The sequence below is a fragment of the Nocardia acidivorans NBRC 108247 genome, assembly GCF_001625085.1.
Lineage (GTDB): Bacteria > Actinomycetota > Actinomycetes > Mycobacteriales > Mycobacteriaceae > Nocardia > Nocardia acidivorans.
In genome coordinates this window covers 53,484-75,803 of record NZ_BDAW01000017.1, presented here as the reverse complement: position 1 = coordinate 75,803, position 22,320 = coordinate 53,484, and the positions used below count along the sequence as shown (strand labels likewise).

Here is a 22,320-nt window from a genome sequence, read left to right as displayed (position 1 = left end):
ATGGCGTCGAATCCGCTGACCGCCCTGAAGGCGTCCAGTACCAAAAGCAAGATCATCGCCGGAGTGGTGATCCTGGCCGTGCTGGCCGCCGGTGTGGCCTGGTGGGGGCTGGACAAGCTCACCACCACCACGATCACCGCCTACTTCGACAAGTCCGTCGGCATCTACGAGGGTTCGGATGTCCGCATCCTCGGGGTGCCGGTGGGCAAGGTCGCCTCGGTGACCCCGGAGGGCGAACAGGTCAAGGTCGTACTGCACGTCGACCGCAAATACGACGTGCCCGCCGATGCCAAGGCCGCGCAGATCACCCCGTCGGTGGTGTCAGACCGGTACATCCAGCTCGCGCCCGCCTACAAGGGCGGACCCAAGATGGGGCGCAATGCCACCATCCCCAAGGACCGCACCGCGACCCCGGTCGAGGTGGATCGGCTGTACAAGAGCATCACCGAACTCTCCGATGCCCTGGGTCCCAACGGCGCCAATAAGGACGGCGCGGTGAACGAGTTCGCTCGCACCGCCGCGCAGAACCTCGCGGGCAATGGCGACGCGCTCGCCAACAGCTTCACGCAGCTGTCCAAAGCCGCGGCGGCGCTGTCGGATTCGCGCACGGACGTGTTCGACACGGTGAAGAATCTGCAGCAGTTCGTGCATATGCTCGCCGATAACGACGCGCAGGTACGCACCTTCAATTCCCAGCTGTCGTCGCTGGCCGGCTTCCTGCGCGATGAGCGCCGCGATCTCGGTGACGCGCTCAATCTGCTGTCGGTCGCGCTCGGGGATGTGGCCCGCTTCGTCGACAACAACCGGGAACTGGTGCAGAGCAATGCCGATGCGCTGACCTCGCTGACCAAGACCCTCGCCGATCAGCGGGACGATCTGGCCAAGGCGCTGCCGCTGCTGCCGACGGCGCTGAGCAATCTGATCAATGTCCACAACGGTGAGACCGGCACCCTGGATATGCGACCCAACTTCACCGATCTGCAGAACCCGTTCGGGGTGATCTGCAAGATGCTGGATCTGGGCAAGCTGCGGCCGGGCGATCCCAAGTTCGACGCCATCTCGCGCCAGCTCAAGCCGATTCTGGACAACTGCACCACGATCACCGATCAGCTCACCGCGGGTGTGAAGACGCCCTCGCTGGTGCTGCCGTTCGGCATCCTGGGCGCGGACAACGAACAGCGCAATGTGGTGCCCGGCACCGTGCCCGGGGTGCCCTCCGATCAGCAGCCGCCGTCGACGCAGGAGGGTGGACAGCGATGAGCCGCAAGCGTTTTCGTACCGCGAGCCTGGCCGCCACGCTCGGCGCGGTGACCGTGGTCGCCGCCGGCTGCGGTAACGGCGCGTTCAGCGTGCCGCTGCCCGGCGGCCCCAGCGTCGGTGACCACCCGATACACCTGGATATCCGTTTCGCCGATGTGCTGGATCTGGTGCCGCAGTCGACCGTGAAGGTCGACGGTGTGGCCGTGGGCCGGGTCGACAAGATCGAACTCGCGCCGGACGGCTGGACCGCCAGCATCAAGGCCGTGGTGAACTCGGATGTGAATCTGCCCGCCAATGCCCGCGCGGAGGTCAAGCAGTCCAATCTGCTCGGTGAGAAGTTTGTCGAATTGTCCGCTCCCGCAAACGATCCCGATTCGGCGCGGTTGAAGGACGGCTCGACCATCAAGGTGGAGAACACCCGCACCGCCACCGAGGTGGAGCAGGTGCTCGGCGCCCTCTCGCTGCTGCTCAACGGCGGCGGCGTGGCCCAGTTGCAGCCCATCGTGGTGGAGCTGAACAAGGCGCTGGACGGTCGTGACGGCAAGGTGCGCTCCCTGCTGGAGCAGGCCAACACCCTCATCGACGGACTGAACAAGCAGGTCGAGGACATCACCCGCGCGCTGGACGGGCTCGACACCCTCTCCACCCGGGTCGGTCGGCAGACCGAGCAGATCGGCAAGGTCCTCGACGAACTGCCGCAGGGCATCAAGATCCTCAATGAGCAACGGCCGCAACTGATTCAGCTGCTCACCCAGCTGGATCGAGTGGGTCAGGCCGGTTTCGACGTGCTGGATCACTCCAAGGAGAACCTGATCACCGACCTGAGCTCGCTGCGCCCCACGCTGCAGGAGCTCGGCAAGTCCGCGGGCGATCTGGTGACCGCGTTCCCGCTCATCCCGACCTATCCGTTCCCGGACGAGGCGATCAAATCCGCCTTCGGCGGTCAGGTCAACACCTGGCTCTCGGTGGACCTCGAGGTCGGCACCCTGCTGTCCAATCTCGGTGTGGGCAAACCGGATCCGGTGTACCTGCCGCCCGAGGGCCGGCAGGTGAACGTGGACCCGTCCAACCCGTACTACAACGGCAACGGCCCGCGCGGTGGCTGGCCCACCGTCTCCCTGCTGCCGCTGCCGCCCACGGTGCTGCCCGCGGTCGCGCTGCCCAACGATCCGCTGGGATCGATCCTGCAACAGCTGGGAGTGGGTCCGCGATGAGCCGACTGGTACGTAATCAGCTGATCCTGTTCGTGATCATCGCCGTAGTGGGCGTCACCTTCGTCGGCGCCAAGTACGTGCGGCTGAACAATATGCTCGGCTTCGGCCTCTACAAGGTCACCCTGCGCATCGACGACACCGACAAGCAGGCGGCGGGCACCGGCAATCTCTCCAAGGGCGCGGAGGTCACCTACCGCGGCGTCCCCGTCGGCCGGGTCGGCGATCTCGACATCACCCCCGACGGCGTGGTCATCACCCTGGAAATGGACTCCGGTAAGCCCAAGGTGCCCGCGAGCGCCAAGGCGATCGTCGCCGACCGCTCCGCCATCGGCGAGCAGTACGTGGATCTGCAGCCGACCAACAATGGCGCGCCCTATCTGAAGGACGGCTCGATCATCACCGGTGCGGTGCTGCCGCTGCCGGTGGAGACCCTGCTGGCCAGCGTCGACCACTTCGCCCAGACCACCGATCTGGCGGCGCTCAGCACCGCGGTCACCGAACTGGGTAAAGCGTTCGACGGCAAGGGCAATGACCTCAAGGTGCTGGTGGACTCGCTCAACAAGTTCACCACCACCGGCGTCGAATCGCTGCCGCAGACCATCGCGCTGATCCGCGAGGCGCGCGGGGTGCTGGCCACCCAGTCCGAGCAGGGCCCGGCCATCCTGAACTTCAGCGACGGCCTGGACAAGCTCACCGCACAGCTGCGCTCCAGCGATCCGGATATCCGGCGGCTCATCGGCACCAGCACCGGCGCGGGCGATCAGCTGCGGAAGCTGCTGAAGGAGAGCGGTCCGGCCCTCACCCAGGATCTGACCAATCTGCGCACCCTGCTGCTGACCATCTCGCCGAAGTTCTACGCGCTCGGACCGGTGCTGCATATGCTGCCGCTGCTGTCCATCGGCGCCTCGGCCACCGCGCCCGGCGACGGCACCACGCACTTCGGTCTGGTGCTCGAGACCAACAACCCGCCCGCCTGCACTATCGGCTACGAGGGCACCAAGGCCATCATCGACCAGATGAAGGCGCAGAACCCGAATTTCGACGATTCGCGCGACGATTTCCCGTTCAACACCGAGGCGAAATGCACCGCGCCGCAGGGCAGTGAGACCGCCGTCCGCGGCGGCGCGCGCGCCGATCTGGCCGATCCCAGCGTCGCCCAGCCGTGGGATGACAAGCCCAAGTACGACCCGGAGAAGCTCAACCTGAATCCGGTCGCCAATCAGTTGGCCACGCTCATGGGCGTGACCACCAAGCGATGACGCGTGGAGAGGAAAGTATGGTGGCGGCGTGAGTCAGCAAAAGGACAGCAACCAGGGCGAAGCCCTCGACGAGCCGGTCGACGCACCGTCGGACGAGACCACCCTGGAGTCGAGCTCCCCAGCTGACTCCGCGCCGGAGACCCCGGACGGCACCGCCGAGGCCTCCGGCACCGTCGTACTCGACAAGGCCGGTGATTCGGTCGGCAAGGCCACCGAATCCCGCGCATCCGCCTCTGCCGCAACCGGTTCCGATGAACCCGCGGCGGGCGGTTCGCCGCGCCGGGTCGTCACCCTCGCCTCGATCGCGGTGCTGGTCGTGGCGGCGGTGGCCGCGGCCTGGTTCGGCGGCAGCTGGATCGTCGGCGGCCTGATGCGCGACAAACCGCGCGCCGACGCCCGGGACGCCGCCCTGGCGGCCGCCCAGCAAGCCGCCATCAACATCACCTCGATGAACCTGGCCGATATCGACGGTTCGCTGGCGCTGGCCCGTTCCTCGATGACCGGCGATCTGCTGGACGCCTCCACCAAGAACGACGCGCAGATCAAGAAGACCGCCGCCGACTCGAATGTGAACACCACGTCGAAGGTCGTCGGCGGCGCGATCACCGAACTCAACTCCGAGCGCGATCAGGCCGGTGCGCTGGTGGTCCTGGAGGTCACCGAATCGGGTGCGGGCAAGCCCGCGAACCGGCTGCGCTACACCTGGTCGCTGGACGTGGTGCTGAAGGACGGGGTGTGGAAGGCCGATCAGGTGCAGCAGGTGGCCGATCCGGTCGCCATCGGCAGCGCCGCCCCGGCCCAGTCGGCTCCCGCCGACCCGACCACCCGGCCCACACCGCAACCGGGCAACTAGGAGACCGCGATCATGGCAAATCGACGCCCCGTCAATCGCGTCAGCTCCAAGCGCCGTCCGGCGGCCCAGCGCAGCAGCGGCGCCCGCACCACCGCCGCCGATCTGCGGGCCACCGAATCATCGCGCGGCGCAACGGGTTCCACCCGTGACACCGGCGGTCGTGGCACCGTCCGCGGCGGGGCCCAGCGCGGCCCCAGCCCGACCAAGAAGCAGTCCCCACGGTCCAAGCGCCCGACGCCCCCGCCCGGCGCGTTCTGGCGCACCTGGCGGGTCGCGATCCTGTGCGGCACCGCGGCGGTGCTGTTGGCCGCCCTGGCCATCGTGGGCGCGCTGCGCCCCGGGGTGGACGACGGCAACCGGGCCTATGTGGACAATGCCACCACCGATCAGGTGAAGGCCGCCGCCCGCGACGCCCTGACCACGATCTACGGCTACAACGCCAAGGACATCGACAAGTTTCGCGATACCGCCCGCGCGGTCATGACCGGCAAGATGCTCGAAGAGTTCGACAAGGACAAACTGCTCGACACCGGCATCGACGCCATCAAGCAGACCCAGACCGACACCAAGGCCACCGCCGATCCGATCGGCGTGACGCTACTCACGGGTGATCGCGCGGAACTGCTGGTCAACCTGAGTATCGCCGCCATCAAGGACGGGCAGCCGCAGCCGCTGGCGGCCGGTCCGATCGTGCTGCACATGCGGAAGGTGGGCGGTAAATGGCTGGCCTCGGAGATCGCCGACCGCTGAGCCGACCCGCCGCCCCCGGGACATTCCCGACCGCAGGCCCCGATTTTCGGGGCCTGTGCCGTTTCCCGGGCACCCATTGCGCGACGTCGCCGGGTGATCTTGTACTGGGGCAGGGGATCTCGCGGTTTGTCAACTCCTCGCGCCACTTGACGAGTTTCGTCCGACCCGTCACGCTATTCACAACAGCGGCGACCGTCACAGGGGAATCAGACGCCGGCAGGGTGCTCGAGGAACGCAGCCAGCGGACACCGAGCCCGGTCGGCAGACGGTGTGACGACGTCGCTCAGCGGTACCCGATCTCACCGCCGTGCGGTGTTCGATTCGGCCCGCGACGCGGTCTTCACCCGTGGCGATGCGGAGTGATCACCACCGCGACACGCTTCGGCGCGTTAGCCCTCGGGGGTTCCCCACGGGTGGTACTTTGACACCCCCGTAGGTTTGGGTGTAGTTTTGGACGTTGCGCTGGCTGCCTCCTGTCCATACCTCGATCGCATCGACGAAAGTTCCACCTTCCGGTGTTACTTCCGCTGTTTGCTGTTCGGGTTTCGTTCGGGTTGTAACCAGCGGAATTCGTAGCAGACAAGCGACGGTCGCGGACCACCACGCGACGCGCGTGAGGTGCTGGAAGGACGCATCTTGGCAGTCTCCACCCAGACCAAGGCCGGTATTCCCGGAGCCCCGAAGCGGGTGTCTTTCGCGAAGATTCGTGAGCCCCTCGAGGTTCCGGGTCTTCTCGATCTACAAACCGACTCGTTCGCCTGGCTGATCGGTTCACCGGATTGGCGGGAAAAGGCAGTCGCCCGAGGCGACGTCAACCCCTTCGGTGGGCTCGAGGAGGTGCTCGAGGAGCTCTCGCCGATCGAGGACTTCTCCGGTTCCATGTCGCTCTCCTTCTCCGACCCGCGCTTCGAAGAGGTCAAGGCCTCCATCGAGGAGTGCAAGGACAAGGACATGACCTACGCGGCGCCGCTCTTCGTGACCGCGGAGTTCATCAACAACAACACCGGTGAGATCAAGTCTCAGACGGTCTTCATGGGTGATTTCCCGATGATGACCGACAAGGGCACGTTCATCATCAATGGCACCGAGCGTGTTGTCGTTTCGCAGCTGGTTCGTTCGCCGGGCGTGTACTTCGACGACTCCATCGACAAGTCCACCGAGAAGACGCTGCACTCCGTGCGCGTCATCCCCTCGCGTGGCGCGTGGCTGGAGTTCGACGTCGACAAGCGCGACACCGTCGGTGTCCGCATCGATCGCAAGCGCCGTCAGCCGGTCACCGTGCTGCTCAAGGCACTCGGCCTGACCGCCGAAGAGATCGTGGAGCGCTTCGGCTTCTCCGAGATCATGATGTCCACCCTGGAGAAGGACAGCACTCCGGGTCAGGACGAGGCGCTGCTGGACATCTACCGCAAGCTGCGTCCGGGCGAGCCGCCGACCAAGGAGTCCGCGCAGACCCTGCTGGAGAACCTGTTCTTCAAGGAGAAGCGCTACGACCTGGCGCGCGTCGGTCGCTACAAGATCAACAAGAAGCTGGGCCTGAACCTGGACCAGCCGGTCACCGGCTCCACGCTGACCAAGGAAGACATCGTCGCGACCATCGAGTACCTGGTGCGCCTGCACCAGGGCGATCGCATGATGACCGCCCCCGGCGGCCGCGAGGTTCCCGTCGACGTCGATGACATCGACCACTTCGGCAACCGTCGTCTGCGCACCGTGGGCGAGCTGATCCAGAACCAGATCCGGGTCGGCCTCTCCCGTATGGAACGCGTTGTGCGCGAGCGTATGACGACTCAGGACGTCGAGGCCATCACGCCGCAGACCCTGATCAACATCCGCCCCGTCGTGGCCGCGATCAAGGAGTTCTTCGGAACCTCCCAGCTGTCGCAGTTCATGGACCAGAACAACCCGCTCTCGGGTCTGACCCACAAGCGCCGCCTGTCGGCGCTGGGTCCGGGTGGTCTGTCCCGTGAGCGCGCCGGCCTGGAAGTTCGTGACGTCCACCCGTCGCACTACGGCCGCATGTGCCCGATCGAGACCCCGGAAGGCCCGAACATCGGCCTGATCGGTTCGCTGTCGGTGTACGCGCGGGTCAACCCGTTCGGTTTCATCGAGACCCCGTACCGCAAGGTCGAGAACGGCCGCGTCACCGATGAGGTCAAGTACCTCACCGCCGACGAGGAGGACCGCCACATCCGCGCCCAGGCGAACTCGCCGGTCGACGCGGACGGCAACTTCCTCGAGGAGCGCGTGCTCGCCCGCCACGGCAACGAGGAGATGGAGTACGTCGCCGCGGCCGCGGTCGACTACATGGATGTCTCGCCGCGCCAGATGGTTTCGGTCGCGACCGCCATGATTCCGTTCCTCGAGCACGACGACGCCAACCGTGCCCTCATGGGCGCGAACATGCAGCGTCAGGCCGTGCCGCTGATCCGTTCCGAGTCGCCGCTGGTCGGCACCGGTATGGAGCTGCGCGCCGCCGTCGACGCCGGTGACGTGGTCGTGAACCAGAAGGCCGGTGTGGTGGAAGAGGTTTCGGCCGACTTCATCACCGTCATGCACGACGACGGCACCCGCCGCTCGTACCGCATGCGCAAGTTCGAGCGCTCCAACCAGGGCACCTGCGCGAACCAGCGTCCGATCGTGGACGAGGGCACCCGCGTGGAGGCCGGGCATGTGCTCGCCGACGGCCCCTGCACCGAGAACGGTGAGATGGCGCTGGGCAAGAACCTGCTCGTGGCGATCATGCCGTGGGAAGGCCATAACTACGAGGACGCGATCATCCTGTCGCAGCGCCTCGTGGAGGATGACGTGCTCACCTCGATCCACATCGAGGAGCACGAGATCGACGCTCGCGACACCAAGCTCGGTGCCGAGGAGATCACCCGGGATATCCCGAATGTCTCCGACGAGGTCCTGGCCGATCTCGACGAGCGCGGCATCGTCCGCATCGGCGCCGAGGTTCGTGACGGCGACATCCTGGTCGGCAAGGTCACCCCGAAGGGCGAGACCGAGCTGACCCCCGAGGAGCGCCTGCTGCGCGCCATCTTCGGTGAGAAGGCTCGCGAAGTTCGCGATACCTCGCTCAAGGTGCCGCACGGTGAGTCCGGCAAGGTCATCGGCGTGCGCGTCTTCTCGCGTGACGACGACGACGATCTGCCCCCGGGCGTGAATGAGCTGGTGCGCGTGTACGTCGCGCAGAAGCGCAAGATCCAGGACGGCGACAAGCTCGCCGGTCGCCACGGCAACAAGGGTGTTATCGGCAAGATTCTTCCGCAGGAAGATATGCCGTTCCTCCCGGACGGCACCCCGGTCGACATCATCCTGAACACGCACGGTGTGCCGCGTCGTATGAACATCGGTCAGGTGCTGGAGACCCATCTGGGTTACATCGCCAAGACCGGCTGGCAGGTCGAGGGCACTCCCGAGTGGGCCAAGCGCCTGCCCGAGGAGATGATCGGCCAGCCCGCCAACACCAATATCGCCACCCCCGTCTTCGACGGTGCGCGCGAGGAGGAGTTGACCGGTCTGCTCGGTTCGACCCTGCCGAACCGCGACGGCGAGAAGATGATCGACGACAACGGCAAGGCGGTGCTGCTCGACGGCCGCTCCGGCGAGCCGTTCCCGTACCCGGTCTCGGTCGGCTACATGTACATCCTGAAGCTGCACCACCTGGTGGACGACAAGATCCACGCGCGTTCGACGGGTCCGTACTCGATGATCACGCAGCAGCCCCTCGGTGGTAAGGCCCAGTTCGGTGGTCAGCGCTTCGGTGAAATGGAGTGCTGGGCCATGCAGGCGTACGGCGCCGCCTACACCCTGCAGGAACTGCTCACCATCAAGTCCGACGATGTCGTCGGTCGCGTCAAGGTGTACGAAGCGATCGTCAAGGGCGAGAACATCCCGGAGCCGGGTATTCCGGAGTCGTTCAAGGTTCTGCTCAAGGAACTCCAGTCGCTGTGCCTGAACGTCGAGGTGCTGTCCTCGGACGGTGCGGCGATCGAAATGCGCGATGGCGATGACGAGGACCTGGAGCGCGCCGCGGCGAACCTGGGCATCAACCTGTCCCGCAACGAGGCTGCGACGGTCGACGACCTGGCGCAGTAAGAGCGATCGGTCCGGGAAGGCCGCTCAGCATGTGAAAAGCCTTCCCGGGCGGACCCTTTCGAGCGACCCGCAAGCAGTCGCTACGAGCGGGATTTAGCGAACTTTTGCTCATACTCAACCCGAACAGGGGAAAGGAAGTTACGTGCTAGACGTCAACTTCTTCGATGAACTCCGGATCGGCCTGGCGACCGCTGAAGACATCCGCCAGTGGTCGTACGGCGAGGTGAAGAAGCCGGAGACCATCAACTACCGCACGCTGAAGCCCGAGAAGGACGGCCTCTTCTGCGAGAAGATCTTCGGTCCCACCCGGGACTGGGAGTGCTACTGCGGTAAGTACAAGCGGGTCCGGTTCAAGGGCATCATCTGTGAGCGCTGTGGCGTCGAGGTGACTCGCGCCAAGGTGCGTCGTGAGCGGATGGGCCATATCGAACTGGCCGCTCCGGTTACCCACATCTGGTACTTCAAGGGCGTGCCTTCGCGCCTGGGCTACCTGCTCGACCTGGCGCCGAAGGATCTGGAAAAGATCATCTACTTCGCCGCCTACGTCATCGTCGGCGTCGACGAGGAACTGCGGCACAACGAACTCTCCACGCTCGAAGCCGAGATGGAGGTCGAGAAGAAGAACGTCGCCGACCAGCGCGACGCCGATCTCGAGGCCCGCGCCCAGAAGCTCGAGGCGGATATCGCCGAGCTCGAGGCCGAGGGCGCCAAGTCCGATGTGCGCCGCAAGGTCAAGGACGGCGGCGAGCGCGAAATGCGTCAGCTGCGTGACCGCGCCCAGCGTGAGCTGGACCGTCTCGACGAGATCTGGACCACCTTCACCAAGCTTTCGGTGAAGCAGCTGATCATCGACGAGGTCATCTACCGCGAGCTGCAGGACCGCTACGGCGAGTACTTCACCGGTGCCATGGGCGCGGAAGCGATCCAGAAGCTGATGGAGAACTTCGACATCCCGGCCGAGGCCGAGAACCTGCGCGAGATCATCCGTACCGGCAAGGGCCAGAAGAAGCTTCGCGCGCTGAAGCGTCTGAAGGTCGTCGCCGCGTTCCAGAACAACGGCAATTCGCCGATGGGCATGGTTCTCGACGCCGTTCCGGTGATCCCGCCGGAGCTGCGCCCGATGGTGCAGCTCGACGGTGGCCGCTTCGCGACCTCCGACCTGAACGATCTGTACCGTCGCGTCATCAACCGCAACAACCGGTTGAAGCGACTGATCGATCTGGGTGCGCCGGAGATCATCGTCAACAACGAGAAGCGCATGCTTCAGGAATCGGTTGACGCGCTGTTCGACAACGGCCGTCGTGGCCGTCCGGTCACCGGTCCGGGTAACCGCCCGCTGAAGTCCCTGAGCGATCTGCTCAAGGGCAAGCAGGGTCGTTTCCGTCAGAACCTGCTCGGTAAGCGTGTCGACTACTCCGGCCGTTCGGTCATCGTGGTCGGTCCGCAGCTCAAGCTGCACCAGTGTGGTCTGCCCAAGCTGATGGCGCTCGAGCTGTTCAAGCCGTTCGTCATGAAGCGTCTGGTGGATCTCAACCACGCGCAGAACATCAAGTCCGCCAAGCGGATGGTCGAGCGTCAGCGCGCTCAGGTGTGGGATGTCCTGGAAGAGGTCATCGCCGAGCACCCGGTGCTGCTGAACCGCGCGCCCACCCTGCACCGCCTGGGTATCCAGGCCTTCGAGCCGCTGCTGGTCGAAGGTAAGGCCATCCAGCTGCACCCGCTCGTGTGTGAGGCGTTCAACGCCGACTTCGACGGTGACCAGATGGCCGTGCACTTGCCGCTGTCCGCGGAGGCGCAGGCCGAGGCCCGCATCCTGATGCTGTCCTCGAACAACATCCTGTCGCCCGCCTCGGGTCGACCGCTCGCCATGCCGCGTCTGGACATGGTGACCGGCCTGTTCTACCTGACTCGCCTCGAAGAGGGCGCGAAGGGTGAATACCGGCCCGCCGCAAAGGATTCCGCCGAGTTCGGCGTGTACTCCTCGCCGGCGGAAGCGCAGATGGCCGTGGACCGCGGTGAGCTCACCGTGCGTTCGCTGATCAAGGTCCGCCTGACCAATCAGCGTCCGCCGAAGGACATCGAGGCCGAGCTGTTCCCGGACGGCTGGCAGCGTGGCGACGCGTGGACCGCGAAGACCACGCTGGGTCGCGTGATCTTCAACGAGCTGCTGCCCGCCGATTACGCGTACATCGACGAGCCGATGCCGAAGAAGCGTCAGGCGGCGATCATCAATGATCTCGCCGAGCGTTACCCGATGATTGTCGTGGCGCAGACCGTCGACAAGCTGAAGGACGCGGGCTTCTACTGGGCGACTCGCTCGGGTGTCACCGTCTCCATGTCGGACGTGCTCGTTCCGCCGGAGAAGGCGGAGATCATGGCGCGGTACGACGCGCAGGCCGATCAGATCGAGAAGAAGTACCAGCGTGGTGCTCTCGATCATCAGGAGCGCAACAACGCCCTGGTCAAGATCTGGCAGGAAGCGACCGAAGAGGTCGGTAAGGCGCTGCGCGCGCACTACCCGGCCGACAACCCGATCATCACGATCGTCGATTCGGGCGCCACGGGTAACTTCACCCAGACTCGTACCCTCGCGGGTATGAAGGGTCTGGTGACGAACCCGAAGGGTGAGTTCATCCCGCAGCCGATCAAGTCCTCCTTCCGCGAGGGCCTGACGGTGCTGGAGTACTTCATCAACACCCACGGTGCGCGAAAGGGTCTGGCCGACACCGCGCTTCGTACCGCCGACTCGGGGTACCTGACCCGTCGTCTGGTGGACGTGTCGCAGGACGTCATCGTGCGCGAGACCGACTGTGGCACCGAGCGCGGCATCGTGGTGCCGATCGCGGAGAAGCAGGCCGACGGCTCGCTCATCCGGGACGCGCACGTCGAGACCAGCACCTTCGCTCGTACGCTGGCGACCGACGCGCTCGACGCCAAGGGCAACGTCATCATCGAGAAGGGTCACGATCTCGGCGACCCGGCGCTCGAGGCGCTGCTCGAGGCCGGTATCACCGAGGTGAAGGTCCGCTCCGTGCTGACCTGCACCACCGGCACCGGCGTGTGTGCGACCTGCTACGGCCGTTCGATGGCGACCGGCAAACTGGTCGATATCGGCGAGGCCGTCGGTATCGTCGCCGCGCAGTCCATTGGTGAGCCGGGTACCCAGCTGACCATGCGTACCTTCCACCAGGGTGGTGTCGCGGGTGACGACATCACCGGTGGTCTGCCCCGAGTGCAGGAGCTTTTCGAGGCTCGTGTGCCCAAGGGCAAGGCGCCCATCGCGGAGGTCTCGGGTCGCGTGCGGCTCGAGGACGACGATCGCTTCTACAAGATCACGATCATCCCGGACGACGGGTCGGACGAGGTCCTGTACGACAAGCTCTCGAAGCGTCAGCGTCTGCGCGTGTTCAAGCATGAGGACGGTTCCGAGCGTCTGCTCGCCGACGGCGATCATGTGGAGGTCGGCCAGCAGCTGCTGGAGGGCTCCGCGGATCCGCACGAGGTGCTGCGCGTGATGGGCCCCCGTCAGGTGCAGATCCACCTGGTCCACGAGGTCCAGGAGGTCTACCGCTCGCAGGGTGTGTCGATCCACGACAAGCACATCGAGGTCATCGTCCGGCAGATGCTGCGTCGCGTGACCATCATCGATTCGGGTGCGACCGAGTTCCTGCCCGGTTCGCTCGTCGAGCGCGCCGAGTTCGAGAACTCGAACCGTCGCGTGGTGTCCGAGGGCGCCGAGCCGGCTTCCGGCCGTCCGGTCCTGATGGGTATCACCAAGGCGTCGCTGGCCACCGATTCGTGGCTCTCGGCGGCCTCCTTCCAGGAGACCACCCGGGTGCTCACGGACGCGGCCATCAACTGCCGCTCCGACAAGCTGATCGGCTTGAAGGAGAACGTGATCATCGGCAAGCTGATCCCCGCCGGTACCGGTATCAACCGCTACCGCAACATCCAGGTTCAGCCCACCGAGGAAGCCCGCCAGGCCGCGTACGCGGTGCCGTCCTACGACGACACCTACTACAGCCCCGACGGCTTCGGCACCACCACCGGTGCCGCGGTTCCGCTGGACGACTACGGCTTCAGCGACTACCGCTAAAGCTCTAGTAGGGCAAAACATTCGGCCCTCGCTCCGATTCCGGAGCGGGGGCCGAATGGCATTCAGAGTCCCTTTCAAGGGGACAGTTCGGTCGCATAAAGCACCGGCCTGTCCCCTGAGGCGACCGATTGGTGACCCTGCGCGGGGTAATCTCCACATATGATCGCCGCGCAGTACTCCGATGAGCCGATCATGACGCGGCTGGCGGCGCTGCCGATGCCACCGGCCGGTGGATTCACCGCCGAGGATCTGCCCCGTCTGCTGGAAGTGGTCGAGGGCCGCTTCGAGCTGTTGGACGGTGACGTCGTGACGATGGCTCCCGCCACGCATTGGCATGACGAAGTGGTCGATATTCTCGAGCATTCGCTGCGCGCCGTTGCGCCGCGCGAATTCGTGATCGGCAGTGAGAAGGGCATCAACCTAGGGGCCAGCGTGCCCGAGCCGGAGGTGCTCGCCATCTCGCGGTCGGTGGTTCGGTCGGACAGTCTGATCTTCGAGCCAGAGCATGTTCACCTCGCCGTGGAGGTCGTATCGCCTCGGACGAAAACGAAGGATCGCAAGCTGCGGCCTTTGCAGTATGCAGAGGCGGGTATCAAGTGCTTCTGGCGCGTCGAGAACGAGGACGACGCCATGGTCGTCTACACCTTCGAGCTGCTGCCAGAAGGTGGTTACGCTCCGACCGGCGTGCACCGAGGACGGGTAAAGGTCGATCGCCCGTTCCCGATCGACATCGAATTGCCCGAAGTCACTTGGTGATTCCTCTGTAGGAGGGGTTGGCGTGGGAGCTTTACGGAGCGCGTTCGTGGTCCTGCTGGGCGGTGCGGGACTGCTGATATCAACCGCCGGGGCCGGGTCGGCCGTGCCGGATAGCGGGCTCGGCGGGTGTTATCGGGGGAGTGTGCTGACCGCGCAGCGGGTGCCGGGGACCGGGAGTGCGGGGCAGAGTGTGCGGCGGACGGCGCAGGTGTGGGATTGTGTCAGTCCGTTGTTGCCGGGTATCGGGTCCGGGCGGTTCGATGCCGAATTGCCTTGGAATGGCGGCGGTTCGATCACGTCGGGGACGTTCACCTGGTCCGACGGCAGTGTCAGTGGCGTGACCGGGCTGCCGAATACGTTGTGGGAGATCACGTCTGGTCCGGGTAGCGGCCACACCGTGCAGTTTCAGCTCGATATGCCGATGAATGGCGATTGGTATTACACCGACAACAGCATGGCGATTGTGGCCGCTACCTTCTTGCGGTGAAGCGTCAGTTGGGTTGTTGTTGCGGGGCGGGGAGGGCTTCGAAGGCGGGGCGGATGGCTTGGGAGGCGCCGGGGACGAGGGTGTCGGCGTAGGTGAGGGCGGCGTTGACCGCTTCCCGGCCGCCGCCCTGTTGCAGGCCGATGGCCGCGCCGACGATGCTGCCCACCACCAGGCCGATGGGGGCGGTGATGATGTCGAAGACGAACAGGCCCGCGGGGAAGCCGAGCAGGAAGCCGATGGCTCCGCCTATGGCCGCGCCGGTGAGGACGGTGGGCATATTGGCCTGGACCACGTCGAAGAAGCGCTGCTGGGCGTCGATATCCCGGAGCGGGGTGGGGGACTGGGCCACCGGGGTGAGGGTCAGGCGCTTGTTGTCGGTGTCGATGGCGGGGGCGAATTCGACGGATTTTCCGGCGACGTCGTATTTCAGTGGGACGGTGGCCAATACGCGGCCCGCGTCGTCGGTGGCGATAACGGCCTCGCCGTCCCAGGTGGCCAGGAAGCGGCCCGCCTGCAATGTGCTGACGGTGGCGCGGCGGTCCTCGGAGAGTGCCACCCGGTAGCCGACACCGTGGTCGGTGCCCTCGAGTTGGATGGTCGAATTCGCGGGCGCCGGTGCGGGATCGGCGGTCGCGGTGGCGGTGAGTGCGCCGCTCGCGGTGAGGGCGACAGTGGCGGTGAAGCTCAGTAGCACTGGCGCAATGGTCTTGGTTCCAGCCATGGTGGTGCCCCTAGCGTCGCGGGCTGCGCGGAGCCCGATGTTTGCCGACGAACGTACCGGGGGTACCGGGGGAGGGGAACCCTTTCGTCGCATATGCGCCGTTCGCCACAGCTATTCGGCGTTCGCGGGCAGCGCGCGGGCAATGCGGGCCGCGGCCGCGCGCAATCGCTCAGCCAGTTCGGGAGAATCCCGCACCTCGAATTCGGCATCGAGCGAGATGAGTTGGCTGGCAACCCATTCCGGGGCGTCATCGCGTTCCTCGACGAGGCGGCAGCTGTGCTCGCCGAGGGCTTCGAGCGCGCCCGCGGCCTCACCGAGCCGCCCGGCGATCCGATATGCGGGCAGGTGAATGGTGATATCGACGCGGTAGGGCCGTGTGCCCCAATCGGTTCGGTTACCGGCCACATAGGCCGCGGCATCGGCGGCGGGTAGATCTCGCGGGGTGAATCGAGCCCCGGTGGGTTGCGGTCGTTCGATCCGGTCGACCCGGAAGCTGCGCCAGGCCATCCGATCCAGATCGAATCCGACCAGGTACCAGCGCCGTTGCAGGGTGGCCAGCCCCCGGGGTTCGATATTGCGCCGGGTCTCATTGCCCGCCGCGTCGCGATAGGCGAAGCGCACCCGTTCGGTATTGGTGACGGTGGCGGCGAGGGCCGCGAGCACCTCCGGATCGGCGGCCGGGCCGTCACCCCGGAAGGTGGACGTGGCCGCGCCGATCACCCGCACCCGCCGCCGGAGTTTGTGCGGCAGCACCTGTTCCAGCTTGGCGAGCGCGCGCACCGAAGCCTCCTCGATCCCGGCCACGGCCTGTCCGGCGGCCGCCCGCAATCCGACGGCAATGGCCACGGCCTCCTCGTCGTCGAGTACCAGCGGCGGCAGCGCGGCCCCGGCGGCCAGCCGGTATCCACCGGTCACCCCCAGTGTCGCCTCGACGGGGTAGCCGAGTTCGCGCAGCCGGTCGATATCGCGCCGCACGGTGCGGCCGCTGACCCCGAGCCGGTCGGCGAGTTCGCTACCCGGCCATTCGCGCGGGGTTTGCAGCAGGGACAGCAGTCGCAGCAGCCGGGCCGGGGTGTCGTTCATGGGGTCAATGATCGCTCAGAACCAGGACCGAAAACGTCCTAGATGCCTGTCCGGCGATGCGCCGACTCGCGGAGCGGGACGTCTCGCGCCGTCTTCAGTGCGGTTCGCTGAGCGTCGGTTCGGCCGGTGTCTGCTCGGGTTCACCGAGCCGCACCACCACGACACCCAGGAGAATCAGCGCGCCGCCGACCAATTGGATGGCGTGCGGGGCCTGTCCGAGCAGCGCCCAGGCGAAGAGGATGGCCGCCAGCACCTCGGTGAGGGCCGCGAAGGAGGCCAGCCGCGACCCGAGCAGTCGGGTGGCGGCGATCCCGGTGACGTACGCGACCGCGGCGGTGACGACCCCGAGTGCGAGCAGCGGCTGCCACCACTGCGCGGTAAAGCCTTCGAAGGCAACGTTATCGGTGGTGGCGTGCAGTGGTACCACGCCCAGCAGTCCCGCGATCAGCACGCCGAGGCCGCCGACCAGGAGTCCGCTGGTGGCCAGTACGGTGCCCGGGACCGCGTCGCCCGCGCTGCCGGAGAGAATGAAATACGCTGCCGCGCCGACCATCGCGCCCAGGGCCCACAGCACGCCGATCCAACTGGTCGGGACATCGGAGCGCAGGTCCAGTACCAGGATGAGTCCGGCGATACCGATGAGCGAGCCGAGAACCGTTATGCGCCCGGGCTTTTGCGCATGCCGCAACCACAGCCAGGCGATCACGGCGATGGGCGCGGTGTATTCGATGAGCAGTGCCACTCCGACATCCATATGCGCCACGGCATTGAAGTAGGACAGCTGGGCTCCGGCGACGGCGAGCAGGCCGTATCCGGCGAGCAGTGGGATATTGCGCCGCAGCAGATTCCAGTTGCCGTGCAACTGCACCACCGCCACCGGGAGCAGTACGAGCGCGCCGAGCAGTACCCGCACGATGACCACGGCGGCGGGGCTCCACCCCGCGTTCATGAGTCCGCGGGCGAGCGCCCCTGCGAGTCCGAAGGACGATGCGGACAGCGCCGCGAGGAGCAGCCCATTGCCGAGCCGCCTGCGCGCCTGCGTGTCATGTGTCATCGTGGCCATGACTAATGACGCTAAGGTGCCCGTGTGTAATATGTCAACATGGTTTTTACTGATGACACGGTGGCCTCGCTGGCCGCCGCCGTCGATCTGGTGAATTCGGCGGAACCCCCGGATACGCTGACCGAAACCGACCAGCTGAAGAACTTCTTCGTCCGGCACGGCTACACCGGCTCCCGCACCGGCGACGCGGCGGAGCTGGAAGCGGTGCGCGCCCAGCGCGCCCCGATGCGCCGCCTGCTCACCAGCGAGCGCGATACCGCGGTCGAGTTGGTGAACGCCATCCTCGCGCGGCATCGCGCGGTCCCGCGGCTGGTCCGCCACGATGATCTCGACTACCACATTCACGCCGTCGCGGCCGATGCCCCGCTACCGGTCCGCATCGCCGTCGAAACCGCTATGGCGATGATCGACGTGATTCGCGCGGATGAACTCAGCCGCCTGTCGATCTGCGCCGACGACGCCTGCGAGGGCATCGTCCTGGACCTGTCCCGCAATCGTTCCCGCCGCTATTGCAGCACCGCGTGCGGCAACCGCAATGCGGTGGCGGCGTATCGGGCCCGTCAGCGCTGAAAAGGCTTATCCCAGCGGGGGAATCCACCCGGGCGCGGTCGTCGCGGGCGACCCGATCGGCCACGGCGGCGAAGGACGGCAGCGGGACAGCCCTCGGCAATGCCTATCGGGCGGCCGCCCGCGCGGCGGCCAGTCCGACCACCCCGTGCACGTAGGTGTCGACGCCCAGCTGGATGAACGATTCCCGGGAGGTGATGTCGCCCAGGTCATTCCACGCGGCGAGGATATTGGGATACCGCTCGGCGGGGAGCTGGGCGTGCAGCGCCTCGGCCTGGGCGAGCAGGACCGCCCGGCGTTCGGGTTCGAGGGTGACGCCGGTGAAGAGCGGTTCATTGACCAGGCTCATGGCCGTGCGCGCGCCCTGGCGCGCCAATTGCGTCGCCTCGCCGATGTCGAAGCCCGCCCCGCGCAGCAGGCCGATGAGCCGCTCCATGAATTCGCGGCCGGTCTCGGAGTACACCACGCGGGGAATGATGATCGGCGCCGCACCCGGATTCTTCTCGATCATGCGCACGAAATCGGTGATGAGCGAACGCAATTGGCGATCCCACGGATCGTCCGGATCGGCCGTTATTCGCAGGTCGCGACATGCCCTGTCGCCCATGGCATTCAACAGTTCGTCTTTGTTCTCCACATGCCAGTACAGCGCCATCGGTGAGACGTCGAGTGCGTCGGCGAGCCGCCGGAAGCTGAGTCCGTCGAGGCCGCGGCGGTAGGCCAGCTCGAGCGCGGCTTCTATCACGGCATCGCGGCTGAGGCGTTGCCTGTTGATTTTCTCACGTCCGGCCATCGCTCAACTATACGCATGTACAGGCGAGTGTTAGCGTGCCCCTACGCTTTACGAGTCCAATGGGGGTCTCCGGAGAGATGACTATGAATACGCAAACGACCCTGCGTCCCTACGATGTGGTGCTGGTCGGTGGCGGGATCATGAGCGCGACGCTCGGTATCCTGCTCAAACACGTCGAACCGACCTGGTCGATTGCGGTCTACGAGCGCCTCCCCGAGCTCGCCGCGGAGGCCTCGGCGCCCTGGCACAATGCCGGAACCGGGCATGCCGGACTCTGCGAACTCAACTACACGAGTGAAAGGGCGGACGGCGGTATCGATATCGCCAGGGCGGTCGCCGTCAATGAGCATTTCCAGCAGAGCAGACAATTGTGGGCCTCCCTGGTGGAGGCCGAAATCCTGGGCAAGCCGGATACTTTCATCAATCCGGTCCCGCATATGACGCTGGTGCACGGCACCGACGATGTCGACTATCTGCGCCGCAGACATGAAACCCTCTCCGCGCACCCCCTTTTCAGCGCCATGCGGTTCAGCACCGAATCCAAGACCATCGAGGGCTGGGCGCCATTGCTGACCGAGCGGCGCGGCCTGTACGAACCATTCGCCGCCACCCGCGACACCACCGGCAGCGATGTCGATTTCGGTTCGCTGACTCGGCAGCTGTTCGCGCATCTGGAGGCTTCCGGGGTGGAGATCCACCGCCGCTCCGAGGTGCGCGGAATGCGCAAGAACAATGACGGCTCTTGGCAATTGCGCATTCACCACTTCACCGACAATGATCGCATCACCCGCTGGGTGGACGCGCGCTTCGTCTTCGCGGGCGCAGGCGGCTGGGCATTGAAACTGCTACAGGGTGCGGGTGTGCCGCAGGTGCGGGGTTACGGGCTGCTACCGGTGAGCGGCCGCTTCCTGCGCTGCGACAATCCGGCCGTGGTGGAGCGGCACGATGCCAAGGTGTACGGCAAGGCCAAGGTCGGCGCACCGCCGATGTCCATGCCGCACTTGGATACTCGCGTCATCGACGGGAAGCGCGCACTGCTCTTCGGCCCGTATCCGGGTGCGAATCCCAAATTCCTCACGCGCGGGTCGGTATGGGACGCGCCCGCCTCGCTGCGTTCGCACAATGTGGGTCCGGTGGCGTCGATGATCAAGGAGAATCCGGGCCTCATCTGGTTGCTGCTGTCGCAATTGACCGCCACCCGGGGCCGGAAGATGGCCGCGCTGCGCGAATTCGCGCCCGCCGCCGTCACCGGTGATTGGACCCTGATCAAGGCCGGTCAGCGCGCCCAGATCGTGAAGCGGGACGCGAGCGGCCGGGGCGCACTGCACTTCGGCACCGAGGTGGTGTCCTCCTCGGACGGGACCATCGCGGCGGTGCTGGGCGCGTCACCGGGCGCCTCCACCGCGCCCGCCATCCTGCTGGATGTGCTCGAGCGCTGCTTTCCGCGCTATCGCGGCCTGTGGGCCGAGCGGCTGCGCGAACTGATTCCCACGCTCGGCCTGAGTCTGGCGACCGATATGCGCCTGGCCCGGCAGACCATGTCGCGGACGGCGGAGATTCTCGGTCTGGTGGCGCCCGACAATCTGTCCTGACAGGAAGTGGACATGGACAATGCGCCCTCGCACCCGGTATGAAATTGGAACAGGTTTCACTTTTCTCAGGAGATGCGATGGACAGCGCCACCATGGGCGATCTGGTGATGGCGGGCTTCAAGAAGCTGGGCTTCATCCAATTCACCGGTATCGAGGCGGTCGATTTCGCCAGCGGCCGCAATGTGGTGAGCATGGCGCCCAAGCCCGAACACCTCAACCACAATGGCGATATGCACGCGGCGCTGCTGTTCGGCCTGGCCGAGACCGCGGCGATGGGCGCGTCCATCTCCGGCATCGTGGATTTGATGGGCGAGACCTTCATTGTCGCGCGGGACGGCCAGATCACCTATCTGGCGCGGGCCAAGGGAGAGCTCGGCCCGTTCATCGCGACCTCTGAACTCTCCGCCGAGCTCATCGCCCGGACGCGCTCGGATATCAAGGCGCGGAACGAGATCGAGCTCGAGGTGCCGGTGCTCATCGCGGACAGCACCGGAAAGGCCGTGGCCTCGGCGGCTTTCACCGCGGTGATCCGCCCCCGGCGCGAGTAGTACGACCACGGGAACGGGCCCGGCATTCGATGTCGGGCCGTTTTCCGTTGTGGCCGTTCAGCGTTCGCTGTCGAGCATGGCCATCTGCGCGTCGGCGTAGCGGCCGCCGGCGACCTGATCGGCGGGTACGGCCGCCTCGATGGCGGCCAGCTCCGCCTCCGAGAGCCGAATATCCACGGCGGCAAGGGCTTCGGCCCAGCGGTCGGGACGGCGCGCGCCGATGATCGGCACGATATCCGCACCGCGCGACAGTGCCCAGGCGATGGCCAATTGCGCCACGCTCACCTGATGTTCGGCCGCGATGGCGGCCAGCGCGTCCACCAAACGCAGGTTGGCGGTGAGGTTCTCACCCTGGAAGCGCGGGCTGTGCGCCCGGAAGTCGGTGGGTGCGAACTGTGCACCGCCGCGCAGTGAATCGCTGAGCAGTCCGCGCGAGAGCACCCCGTACGCGGTGATGCCGATGCCGAGTTCCCGTGCGACGGGCAGGATTTCGGCTTCGATACCGCGCGAGATCAGCGAGTATTCGATCTGCAGATCCACCACCGGGTGGACGGCTGCGGCGCGCCGCAGGGTCTGCGCGCCGACCTCGGAGAGCCCGATATGGCGGATGTATCCGGCTTGGACCAGTTCGGCCAGTCCGCCCATGGTCTCCTCGATGGGGATATTCGGGTCAAGTCGCGCGGGCCGGTAGATGTCGATGTAATCGGTGCCGAGCCGCTGCAGCGAGTAGGTCAGGAAATTGCGGGTGGCCGCGGGCCGGGTGTCGACCCCGACGAAGCCGCCATCGGGTCCGCGCATGGCCCCGTACTTCACGCTGAGCAGCACATCCTCCCGCTTGCGCTCGGTGAGCGCCTGCCGGATGAGCAGTTCGTTATGGCCCATGCCGTAGAAATCGCCGGTGTCGATGAGGTTCGCGCCGGAGTCGATGGCGGCGTGCACGGTCGCGATGGAGGTTCGCTCATCGGCGGATCCGTACATACCGGACATCCCCATGGCTCCGAGGCCGATCCGGGAGACGGCGGGCCCGGTCTTGCCGAGCTGGACGGTGTGCAGGTTGTTGGTCATGGGATAAACGATGCGCCGCCGCACCGGGGTCCGGGAGAGGACCGTTCATCCGGGGATCGCCGATCCCTGGATGCGGTGGCAGATACCTGGCCGGTGCTACGGACCCGGT

General features: G+C 66.1%; 17 protein-coding genes. 12 read left to right on the top strand and 5 right to left on the bottom strand.

The features are described 5' to 3' along the window. From NA10_RS11275 to NA10_RS11235, 9 genes are all read left to right on the top strand, one after another. The gene (locus tag NA10_RS11275) at nucleotides 1–1,260 is read left to right on the top strand and encodes an MCE family protein (RefSeq protein ID WP_067566969.1); all 1,260 of its coding nucleotides are present in this window, start codon (nucleotides 1–3) and stop codon (nucleotides 1,258–1,260) included. Then, a complete protein-coding gene (locus tag NA10_RS11270; protein ID WP_067566968.1) occupies nucleotides 1,257–2,474 on the top strand; it encodes an MCE family protein in 1,218 nt (405 codons plus the stop codon). The genes NA10_RS11275 and NA10_RS11270 overlap by 4 nt, the downstream gene beginning before the upstream one ends. Then, nucleotides 2,471–3,733 carry an MCE family protein gene (locus NA10_RS11265; RefSeq protein WP_067566967.1) on the top strand — a complete coding sequence of 421 codons (1,263 nt, stop codon included), beginning with the start codon at nucleotides 2,471–2,473 and terminating at the stop codon, nucleotides 3,731–3,733. Before NA10_RS11270 ends, NA10_RS11265 begins: the two co-directional genes overlap by 4 nt. Before the next feature lie 28 nt (nucleotides 3,734–3,761). Beyond that, nucleotides 3,762–4,586: a hypothetical protein gene (locus NA10_RS11260; RefSeq protein WP_157556373.1), complete on the top strand. Its 825-nt coding sequence runs from the start codon at nucleotides 3,762–3,764 to the stop codon at nucleotides 4,584–4,586. Nucleotides 4,587–4,598: 12 nt separating this feature from the next. Continuing rightward, nucleotides 4,599–5,336, top strand: a complete 738-nt coding sequence (locus NA10_RS11255) for a hypothetical protein (protein WP_067566966.1) — start codon at nucleotides 4,599–4,601, stop codon at nucleotides 5,334–5,336. Between the two features lie 618 nt (nucleotides 5,337–5,954). After that, complete coding sequence (gene rpoB, locus NA10_RS11250; RefSeq protein ID WP_067566965.1) at nucleotides 5,955–9,440, top strand: DNA-directed RNA polymerase subunit beta; 3,486 nt, start codon at nucleotides 5,955–5,957, stop codon at nucleotides 9,438–9,440. A gap of 142 nt (nucleotides 9,441–9,582) precedes the next feature. Further along, nucleotides 9,583–13,536: a DNA-directed RNA polymerase subunit beta' gene (locus NA10_RS11245; protein ID WP_067566964.1), complete on the top strand. Its 3,954-nt coding sequence runs from the start codon at nucleotides 9,583–9,585 to the stop codon at nucleotides 13,534–13,536. Nucleotides 13,537–13,695: 159 nt separating this feature from the next. Beyond that, a complete protein-coding gene (locus NA10_RS11240; RefSeq protein WP_084514531.1) occupies nucleotides 13,696–14,292 on the top strand; it encodes a Uma2 family endonuclease in 597 nt (198 codons plus the stop codon). A 46-nt stretch (nucleotides 14,293–14,338) separates the two neighbouring features. Beyond that, nucleotides 14,339–14,779, top strand: coding sequence for a hypothetical protein (locus NA10_RS11235; protein ID WP_218021498.1), 441 nt, complete (start codon nucleotides 14,339–14,341; stop codon nucleotides 14,777–14,779). Nucleotides 14,780–14,783: 4 nt separating this feature from the next. Here the strand turns inward: NA10_RS11235 and NA10_RS11230 are convergent, their stop codons facing one another. The 3 genes from NA10_RS11230 to NA10_RS11220 all read right to left on the bottom strand — a co-directional run bounded on the left by NA10_RS11230 (nucleotide 14,784) and on the right by NA10_RS11220 (nucleotide 17,646). Continuing rightward, nucleotides 14,784–15,500: a DUF8020 domain-containing protein gene (locus NA10_RS11230; RefSeq protein ID WP_067566962.1), complete on the bottom strand. Its 717-nt coding sequence runs from the start codon at nucleotides 15,498–15,500 to the stop codon at nucleotides 14,784–14,786. Between the two features lie 111 nt (nucleotides 15,501–15,611). Next, nucleotides 15,612–16,583: a helix-turn-helix transcriptional regulator gene (locus NA10_RS11225; protein WP_067566960.1), complete on the bottom strand. Its 972-nt coding sequence runs from the start codon at nucleotides 16,581–16,583 to the stop codon at nucleotides 15,612–15,614. A 94-nt stretch (nucleotides 16,584–16,677) separates the two neighbouring features. Further along, nucleotides 16,678–17,646, bottom strand: coding sequence for an EamA family transporter (locus NA10_RS11220; RefSeq protein ID WP_067566958.1), 969 nt, complete (start codon nucleotides 17,644–17,646; stop codon nucleotides 16,678–16,680). Between the two features lie 39 nt (nucleotides 17,647–17,685). On the opposite strand from NA10_RS11220, the gene NA10_RS11215 reads away from it, so the two are divergent. Next, the gene (locus NA10_RS11215; protein WP_067566957.1) at nucleotides 17,686–18,216 is read left to right on the top strand and encodes a CGNR zinc finger domain-containing protein; all 531 of its coding nucleotides are present in this window, start codon (nucleotides 17,686–17,688) and stop codon (nucleotides 18,214–18,216) included. 103 nt (nucleotides 18,217–18,319) lie between these two features. Here NA10_RS11215 and NA10_RS11210 read toward each other — a convergent pair whose 3' ends face one another. Next, nucleotides 18,320–19,006 (bottom strand): TetR/AcrR family transcriptional regulator, encoded by a 687-nt coding sequence (locus NA10_RS11210; protein WP_067566955.1) that lies wholly within the window; start codon nucleotides 19,004–19,006, stop codon nucleotides 18,320–18,322. An 83-nt stretch (nucleotides 19,007–19,089) separates the two neighbouring features. On the opposite strand from NA10_RS11210, the gene mqo reads away from it, so the two are divergent. Continuing rightward, nucleotides 19,090–20,598: a malate dehydrogenase (quinone) gene (gene mqo, locus NA10_RS11205; RefSeq protein WP_067566953.1), complete on the top strand. Its 1,509-nt coding sequence runs from the start codon at nucleotides 19,090–19,092 to the stop codon at nucleotides 20,596–20,598. A gap of 77 nt (nucleotides 20,599–20,675) precedes the next feature. Next, complete coding sequence (locus NA10_RS11200; protein WP_067566951.1) at nucleotides 20,676–21,146, top strand: PaaI family thioesterase; 471 nt, start codon at nucleotides 20,676–20,678, stop codon at nucleotides 21,144–21,146. A gap of 57 nt (nucleotides 21,147–21,203) precedes the next feature. Here the strand turns inward: NA10_RS11200 and NA10_RS11195 are convergent, their stop codons facing one another. After that, nucleotides 21,204–22,211 (bottom strand): aldo/keto reductase, encoded by a 1,008-nt coding sequence (locus NA10_RS11195; RefSeq protein ID WP_067566949.1) that lies wholly within the window; start codon nucleotides 22,209–22,211, stop codon nucleotides 21,204–21,206. Between the last annotated feature and the right edge of the window lie 109 nt (nucleotides 22,212–22,320).